General features: G+C 63.0%; 12 protein-coding genes. 4 read left to right on the plus strand and 8 right to left on the minus strand.

Translation table 11 applies throughout. From position 1 onward, the window contains the following. Positions 1-131: 131 nt before the first annotated feature. From OXS49_RS31975 to OXS49_RS31990, 4 genes are all read right to left on the minus strand, one after another. Positions 132-464: a DUF6883 domain-containing protein gene (locus OXS49_RS31975; RefSeq protein ID WP_267428567.1), complete on the minus strand. Its 333-nt coding sequence runs from the start codon at positions 462-464 to the stop codon at positions 132-134. 9 nt (positions 465-473) lie between these two features. Then, positions 474-710: a DUF4926 domain-containing protein gene (locus tag OXS49_RS31980; protein WP_267428568.1), complete on the minus strand. Its 237-nt coding sequence runs from the start codon at positions 708-710 to the stop codon at positions 474-476. 192 nt (positions 711-902) lie between these two features. Beyond that, entirely contained in the window at positions 903-1,541 is a 639-nt protein-coding gene (locus OXS49_RS31985) for a glutathione S-transferase family protein (protein WP_267428569.1), read from the minus strand. A 989-nt stretch (positions 1,542-2,530) separates the two neighbouring features. Further along, a complete protein-coding gene (locus OXS49_RS31990; RefSeq protein WP_267428570.1) occupies positions 2,531-2,833 on the minus strand; it encodes a hypothetical protein in 303 nt (100 codons plus the stop codon). Between the two features lie 336 nt (positions 2,834-3,169). Between OXS49_RS31990 and OXS49_RS31995 the strand changes: the two genes are divergently transcribed. Beyond that, positions 3,170-3,595: a hypothetical protein gene (locus OXS49_RS31995; RefSeq protein WP_267428571.1), complete on the plus strand. Its 426-nt coding sequence runs from the start codon at positions 3,170-3,172 to the stop codon at positions 3,593-3,595. Positions 3,596-3,624: 29 nt separating this feature from the next. Here the strand turns inward: OXS49_RS31995 and OXS49_RS32000 are convergent, their stop codons facing one another. Further along, positions 3,625-4,026 (minus strand): hypothetical protein, encoded by a 402-nt coding sequence (locus OXS49_RS32000; protein WP_267428572.1) that lies wholly within the window; start codon positions 4,024-4,026, stop codon positions 3,625-3,627. Positions 4,027-4,217: 191 nt separating this feature from the next. Between OXS49_RS32000 and OXS49_RS32005 the strand changes: the two genes are divergently transcribed. Then, a complete protein-coding gene (locus tag OXS49_RS32005) occupies positions 4,218-4,388 on the plus strand; it encodes a DUF3606 domain-containing protein (protein ID WP_267428573.1) in 171 nt (56 codons plus the stop codon). A 240-nt stretch (positions 4,389-4,628) separates the two neighbouring features. On the opposite strand, the gene OXS49_RS32010 is transcribed toward OXS49_RS32005, so the two are convergent. Both OXS49_RS32010 and OXS49_RS32015 read right to left on the minus strand, forming a co-directional pair. Beyond that, entirely contained in the window at positions 4,629-5,090 is a 462-nt protein-coding gene (locus tag OXS49_RS32010) for a tellurite resistance TerB family protein (RefSeq protein WP_267428574.1), read from the minus strand. 30 nt (positions 5,091-5,120) lie between these two features. Then, entirely contained in the window at positions 5,121-5,486 is a 366-nt protein-coding gene (locus tag OXS49_RS32015) for a hypothetical protein (protein WP_267428575.1), read from the minus strand. 741 nt (positions 5,487-6,227) lie between these two features. Here OXS49_RS32015 and OXS49_RS32020 point away from each other — a divergent pair. Then, complete coding sequence (locus tag OXS49_RS32020) at positions 6,228-6,485, plus strand: hypothetical protein (protein WP_267428576.1); 258 nt, start codon at positions 6,228-6,230, stop codon at positions 6,483-6,485. A gap of 175 nt (positions 6,486-6,660) precedes the next feature. Beyond that, the gene (locus OXS49_RS32025) at positions 6,661-6,969 is read left to right on the plus strand and encodes a methylamine utilization protein (protein ID WP_267428577.1); all 309 of its coding nucleotides are present in this window, start codon (positions 6,661-6,663) and stop codon (positions 6,967-6,969) included. 40 nt (positions 6,970-7,009) lie between these two features. On the opposite strand, the gene OXS49_RS32030 is transcribed toward OXS49_RS32025, so the two are convergent. Then, positions 7,010-7,420 (minus strand): HD domain-containing phosphohydrolase (locus tag OXS49_RS32030; RefSeq protein ID WP_267428578.1); only part of this gene is annotated, 411 nt, incomplete at its 5' end.

Genomic DNA, 7,420 nt, shown 5'->3' on the forward strand with positions numbered 1-7,420 from the left:
CGCATGCTCATCCTGGCGATGGCTGAGCACGATCCGTTGCCGGCCGGGAGTGCCCTACGTCAGATCGCGGAGCTGGGGAGCGTCATCGCTGCGGTTGCAGCTGAGAAGGCGAGCTGCAGCCGTATTCAGGGCTAAAGCGGGTAGGCTGTAACGAGGATGCGGCGAAAGTCACCGTCCTCTTTGTGCCAGACGGAGCGCACGTGAGGCGTCGTTCCGTCGGCGGCTCTCAGCGGGCCCTCGTAGACATATTTCATGCCGAACCCTGTAGGCATCTCGCGCACGAGGTGGCTTGGTTTTCCATGCTCGAACAGGGCATGGATCAGGGGTTCAATGGCTTCCGAACTGAACCCTCGGCTGAAGAAAAACTTGGCCTTGCCCTTATTGTCCGGATGATCGGGATTTAGCAGGTAGCCTTTGATCTTCACGTCCCCGATGGCGAGATCGGCCGTCCAGTCATCGCTCACTGAAGCGGCTCAGGCCGCGCGCAGGGTGTCAGCCGATAGGGTGCAGTTGCCGATCACCGGCCGAGCGAACTCGACTTCGTAGGCTTTGCCGCCGCCGTAGATGGCCACGACAGTCCCATGACTGCCGGCCGGGACAGGCAGCCCATCGTCCGTTTCAACTGTGCGCAGAACCTCAACCACGCTCAACTCTGCGAAGAGGGGGTGGGCGGCGGGATCCCGGAACTGATGCATCGTCTCGTAGGACATACCCTAAATCTGGCGTATCGCGTCGGATCTAGCAACCCTGGAGCGTGTATACCGAACGGCGCGCGTCCCGTAGCGCCAGATGCCGCGCACGCACGAAGCCCCCGTCGCCTTGCCCAGCGCACGGCAGATCACCGCACCGTGCGGCAGGATATGGTATCAGTGCGGTAGCGGTACGGTGCGAAGGCCACAGCCTCATACCTCGCCCCAGATCTGGCGCACCCGAGCCACCGCGGGCCGTGCAGCCATCCGTTCGAAATGCGCAGCGAGGTTCGGAGGGAGTGGAATGTTTTGCTGCGGCGCCCAGCGCTCTGCGTAGAACAATGCGGTGTCGCCGATCGTGAACGCATCACCCGCCACGTAGGCGCGGTCCGCCATCTGTCGGTCCAGAATAGCTAAGGCTTGATCGATGATCTCGCGACCTTGCTCCTTGACCGACTTTTGGCCGAGCTTAAACGTCTGGTGAAGCGTGTCCTGAGGCTCGTAGTTCTCCGTCTTGAAGATCCGGCCAAAGCCTTGCAGGTGTAGGGTGCCGATCGCGTAATCCATTACCTCCATGCCCTGCCGCTCGGCTTGAGGATCTGCCGGGATCAACCCCTTGTCCGGGTTTGTGCGGGCAAGCCATGTGGCAATGGCGCCGTACTCGGTCATGACCGTTCCATCATCTCCCACGAGGGTCGGCACCTTGCCCTTGGGATTGATCAGCTTGAACGGCTCCTGCTGCGTAGCGCCTCCGGCTACGTCCATCTTCACGCTCTCGTAGGGCCTGCCGATCTCCTCCAGCAGGATGTGAATGCCGATCGCACACGTGTGCGGTCCCCAGTAAAACTTCATCGACTGCCTCTAACTTTGGAGAGCTGTAGTACGCGAAGGCTCAAAGTAGCTGGTCGTGCCTAAGCCGAAGTATGCCTGCTACTTCGAAGGCTCCGCTGAGTTGGTGCCGGATGGCGATGCCGTGCGGTTCGGCAAGGGAGCTTGAGGATCGTGTGCGGAGTCGCTGGTTGGGCTCGCAGCCGGAACCGGCCGATCCTTGTTCTCTGCGATGGAGTGACCACCGGGGTTTGGTGCATCCTTGGCAGCCGACTCCTCCCGCGGCACCGGCGCTTGGCTCCATCCATCCTGCGCGCTGCGATCCTTGTCGCCCATCGCGTCGACCCCCTTGATTTCACCAGGCTTGGTCTGAGCTTGCACGGGAGTGATCAGCGCCACAGAGGCAAGTACGGCGACGGTCATACTCAGGGAGAGAGACACGCGGACCATTGAATTATCTCGGTTGGCGTCAGGGGGGGGCTCACGAGCAACCGGTCGCGCCACCAGCCTGTTCCGGTTCCATAGGACGCCCTCCGAGAAAGTAGATCGTGCTGCTGATGCCCAGTCCAGCCCTGAGCCAGAAGATGGGGAGCTACGGGCTCACCTTATGGGAGGGTCAAGCCGTAGATCCGGCGATCTGCGAGGCAACAGCTCTATGCAGGTCGGTCAGACAGCGCCATTTGCCCCAGCGCATTCAGAACCATTCGTGCAGGTAGTGTTCGATGACCCGGCTGGCAGAACTTCAGAATGACCCCGCGTTCCGGCAAGCCGTGCTAGCTGTACGCGGTGCTTCCAGCACGTTGAGCGGCCGAGAGGTAACCGAGGTGGAAGCCGAGTTCCTGGTCGGGATCGCCTTGGCGACCTTCGCGAACGCAGGAGGCCTGGATGAGCCGAGCGTCGGTCATCTAGCACGGTTCTCGGGCAAGCTTGGGCCAAGCGAGACTGTCGATAGCCTGACCAAGCATTGAGCTTGAGGTGTGCCCCGCGGATCCAGCCCGCGGGGCGTCCGAAGGTTACTTGCCGCTTGGGGCTGCACCGCTGCCGGTCGCTCCATTGCCCGACCCGCTACCAGCGGGTGCACCAGGCGTGCTCACGGGCGGACCGCCGCTGGTACCAGGCCCCGTGCCCGTGCTCATCGTGCCCGTGCTCATTGAGCTACTCCCGCCCTCCATGGACTTCTCGGAGCTACTCTTCACCGAGCCCGGGTTGTTCATGTTGCCCTCGGCGCTGCCGCCGCCGGCCGCGGTTTGAGCGACAGCAGCACCGGAGACCACGAGTGTGAGCGCAGCCGCTAAGGTCAGTGTCTTCATCGACATGAACGTTCCTCCAGACGGATCGGTTCGATCGGTCCGGATCTGAACGTCGCCGCGGTCTCTATCGTTCAGTCACTCGTCGTGGCTGAGGTTACAGATCCCGCTGGCGACGCAGCCGGAGAGCCAAGATCAGTGCGCCAGGCCAGAACACGAGGCTGAGGACGGCTATCGGGACGATGGGGCGCCGTTTCCACCAGACGATGACGACCGGCAGGAATAGGACCGGGATGGCCGCTGCGAGAAAGGCCCAGAATTGAAGGTCGGATAGGTCCATGTGTGATCGGTAGCAGCGTGATACCGCTACGCTTTCTTCACGACGGGTGGCACAGTCCCGCCATCATGCCGATCCGGCCCGAGCACCGCTACTTCTACCCTATCGACTGGGCGCAGCTTTCGGCTGTGATCCGGTTCGGCCGGGCTCGGAGCCGCTGCGAGGGCTGCGGACGGCCGCACGGACGGATGGTCTACCACCTCGGCGACGGGCGCTGGTGGGACGCGCAAGCCGGCCGGTGGCGTGATGGCTGGGGCAGGCGGATCCACATCGCTGCAGACGCTGACATCCTCGGTCGGGCCCGTCGGACCCGGGTCATCTTGGCGGCGGCCCATCGGGACCACGACACCTCGAACAACGCGGATGGGAACATCGCGGCCTTCTGCCAGCGGTGCCACATGATCCACGACAGGCCAGAGCATCAGAGGAGGCGCTGGCGCAGGCTGTTCCGACGAAAGGCGCTGGGGGACCTATTCGGCGGCCCTTACGCATAGGTTCGCGGGGGCAAATGCCCGGTCGGTTTTCAGCTGCTCTGATCGAGATCCAAGTTGCGGATCAGATCACCGATCGGGTCACCCTTTGCAGCTTTTGCTTGCCGAGCTGGTGGCACCAGCTTGCCCGACAACAGCGGCGATGTTCGCGCTCCTGGCTGCATAGGCACCATCGGACGCTGCGCCAGCAACGCTTGGCTATCTATCATCAGCATGGCGGGCTCGCTGCTGTGTAGTTTCGTCGGTGGGCCCGACCAGATCGTAGCTGGCGACGGCGCCTCAATGGCGACTGTGACGACACGCGCTCTGCGATCCGATCGCTCGTAGTTGCCCGGGTGCAGGACATGCGCGGCGACAAGCAGACCGATGACTGCGATCGCCGTGGTGGCGAGGGTGGATCGATAGTGTTCCATGCCGGCAGAACAGACGGTCAAGCTCGCCGTTCCCATCGGACCTCAGTGATAGCTAACCGTGACTTTACACGGGCAGCACACGACCCGACCCAACGCGGCGTTTCGCGCCCATCAGATCGTGGTGAATTACCGAGAAAAGCCTGCAACCAGGGCTGAGTTGCAGGGTTTCACGCCCGACACCCACCGCAGCGTTAGCACCCTCGGATCCCGTCATGCCCACCGAGCTGCACGACAAGGCCCACATCGACGTGTTCGACCGCGCCGCCCGCGAGCATTGGGCTTTGCGCTTCGGGATCACGGAGGATCGTCTGCGCAAGGCCGTGCGGATGGTCGGCTCTCGTGCCACCAGCGTGGCGGCCTACCTCGGTCAATCGGCCCGCTAAGCGAGATTGTCGTCGTGGCTCGGGTCCTCCACGTCAGTTCGAACGGCGATCACTGGTTTCTGGTGTGCGATCCGACCGACGGACGAAGCTTCATCCGGCACGAGGCCAATCCTGCCTCGGGAGGGCATGTTACCGATATCGGCTTGTCTGCTTTCCTGGCTGCAGATCGGGGTGGGCCGGAACACGGCGCGCTCTGGCTGCTGCTCGCCACGCTGACGGATGACGGGTCTATCCCTGCGGTTACAGTCGTTTAGATCGAACCGGCACCGCCTTCAGCAACAGTGTTTTGTCCACGAGTAGCGCCGTGGCGATCTCGGCCAACGCGACGTGCTCGATCTCCGCAATGCCGTCGTGGTCGGCCACATCCACCGCCACGAGGAACACACTCTCCCGCTGCTCCGCGAGCCGGCCGGCGATCGCCGCAACTCGACGCAGGTTGTCCGCTCGCCCGGCGCGGGTGCGTGCCCGGCCGATCGCATCGTACAAGGCCTCCTCCAGCATCAAGACGTCGTAGCCCTTCTCCAGGATTGGACTGGCCATGACGCCGGTCAGGGCGGTCTCGAATTCCTCGCCTGCGACCTCTCCATCGGCGACGATGACGTTGGCTGCCGCCGAGACCCCGGCCTGCATCAAAGCCTCGTCGCCGGCATAAGCGGTCACTGTCTGCCGGAAGCGGGCGAGGAGGTCTTGTACGAAAGGCATGATAGAGGGTCGCTGCGCAGATCGAGGACTCTAGGCGTAGGCTACCGCGCGCGATCCACCAAGGCTGACCTGCCGTCGGCCCGCACTACCATGCATCCCTTGGCTCGGAGGGGTGTAAGGACGGCGCGACAGATCATAAAGCTGATTGCCGACGATAGCGGCAGCTCGGCGCAGGCTCGCACCCTCGCAGGCTGCCGCCACCTGCACGCCGAGTTCATGGGTATGGCTTCGACCATAGAGCCAGACGGCGCGGCGCGCACGTGTGCCTTCTGGGATGCCATCGAGCAGGCCAGCTAGGCTATCGGGCTCTGCCCAAGCGATGCGTGCGGCAAATTCCAGCGGCACCGGGCAGTCGTTTGCGAAGTCCTCGACGGTGATCGATCGGACCTGGTTCACGCGGGCACCTGCGAGCTGACACCCGCAGGTTGGGAGCGCATGGTTAATGAAACTTATCGATGACATGCGGCTTCCTCACCCGTAAGTCGGCAAAATGCTGAAACCGCTGAAGCGCCGAGCCTACCTCGTGTCCGTGTCCCAGCAGCACGAAGCACTGAGGGTGTACGCCGTGCTGGCATTTACCGCGGACAAGGCACTGGAAGCCGTCTCTCTAAACCTCTCATCCAAGGCACAAGTAGAGATCGTCGGCGGCTTATCGCGAGATCTGGTGAAACGGCTTCACCTCAAGCTGGCGAGACGCTGCAGGTCTGAGATGCACGGTAGGTTACTGGACCAGATGCGCCTGTCGTCACGTGCTTACCCGCCGCGGGCCGTGTGGTGTCGCGAACACCTCGGGCACGTGACCGGGAAGGATGAGCGCTGTAGCAGCCACACAGGGCGGTGCCGCCGCGTCGGCCTGCCATCAGCTCTCGGCTCTAACGCGACTGCGCCAGCGAGGCCGCACCGAGGCCCGCCGTCTCAAGACGACCCCGGTGCTGCTCCTCCGGTGCGCGGCGTAGTCTACCCAGGTCGTCGCGAGCCGCTACTGCTGCTAGATCACAACTTGGCTTCGGTCCGCCGTGACAAACTTGGGGTGAAGCCAGGAGCCCACCCGATCCCCCCGACGGGCGGACTCTTTTTGCGCCTCATCGCGTTGAGCGCGTGCTGGTGACATCCATTCCCACGTGGCGCCCGTCTGCTATGGCGACGCCAGATACGATCACCTGCGAGATCCGGATCGACGGGGCATGGCGCCCGATCTGCCTCGCCGAAGCGCACGCCAGCTACCCGTCCGCGATCAAGCGCTGCCCGGTGTGCCACGGCCGTGTGTCGATCCACGTCAACAGCACGGCGCAGGGTAGCCTCTGGCTTCAGCATCGCCGGGCGCACGATGGTTGCCCGCTGATGCCACCCCGGTTCACGGGCGAGGTCGCGCCACACCCGCAGGCCTTAGACTAACCTGCATGTTTTTGCGGTACGCAGAACGATCACAAACACTTGATTTTAGATCTGAATACAAAATTTTGTGACGCTTTTAACTTCTTTAGGATTGATCATAGCGTCATTGACGCAGCGTCCGGTACATACAATGCAGCCATGCAACCGCAAATTGGTATCTGTGGTGCTGCTAGGAGTGCTCGGGTCGATCACCATGACGGGTGCGGCCATCGCGACCTTGCCAGACATCGATCACATCATTTCGCAAAAGGGCAAGCGTTTCGGCCCTCTGGACGTCGCACTCCGCGTCGGCGAGCACATCACGGTGGTCAACGATGACGACAACTTCGTCCACCAAGCCTACATCGAAGATGAACTCTTCACCTTCGACAGCGGCGATATCGAGCCGGGCGCCAGGGCCGTCATCACTTTCCCGACCGAGGGCGATTTCGCCGTCCTCTGCGGCATTCATCCGAAGATGAAGCTCGCCGTTCACGTGCGGTAGGCGCGTCACCTACCGCGCCGACGATACCGGCGCGTTCCGCCTAGACGAGAGCATCGAAGGCTGCCGCTATGGGTCGGAATGCGCGGGTGAGATCACCGTCCAACTGCCCGACCATGCCTCGCAAGATGTTGTAGGCCTCCCCGCCCGACATCGGCGCACGGTAGCTCCGCCGTTCTACCAACGCGCCGTAGACGTCGCAGACGGTCACCAGCCGCACGAAGTCCGGGATCTCCCACCCCCGCAGGCCGTCTGGGTAGCCGCTCCCGTCCAGCATCTCGTGGTGTGAGCGAACAGCCGCCAACAGTTCATCGTCGAAGGTCCCTTCAACGAGCATGGCGTGACCGCGTGCGGCATGCGTGCGCATCACCGCCATCTCCGGGTGGGTGAGGCGTCCAGGTTTGTTCAGGATCTCGATCGGCACGTGGATCTTGCCGACGTCGTGCAGCAGGGC

It is taken from the genome of Methylobacterium sp. GC_Met_2 (assembly GCF_026540795.1).
GTDB lineage: Bacteria > Pseudomonadota > Alphaproteobacteria > Rhizobiales > Beijerinckiaceae > Methylobacterium.

Coding starts and splice junctions, on each gene's coding strand:
- OXS49_RS31990 (WP_267428570.1), bottom strand. CDS start 2,833: ATGTCGATGAAGACACTGACCTTAGCGGCTGCGCTCACACTCGTGGTC.
- OXS49_RS32010 (WP_267428574.1), bottom strand. CDS start 5,090: ATGCCTTTCGTACAAGACCTCCTCGCCCGCTTCCGGCAGACAGTGACC.
- OXS49_RS32005 (WP_267428573.1), top strand. CDS start 4,218: ATGCCCACCGAGCTGCACGACAAGGCCCACATCGACGTGTTCGACCGC.
- OXS49_RS31985 (WP_267428569.1), bottom strand. CDS start 1,541: ATGAAGTTTTACTGGGGACCGCACACGTGTGCGATCGGCATTCACATC.
- OXS49_RS32020 (WP_267428576.1), top strand. CDS start 6,228: ATGGCGACGCCAGATACGATCACCTGCGAGATCCGGATCGACGGGGCA.
- OXS49_RS31995 (WP_267428571.1), top strand. CDS start 3,170: ATGCCGATCCGGCCCGAGCACCGCTACTTCTACCCTATCGACTGGGCG.
- OXS49_RS31980 (WP_267428568.1), bottom strand. CDS start 710: ATGTCCTACGAGACGATGCATCAGTTCCGGGATCCCGCCGCCCACCCC.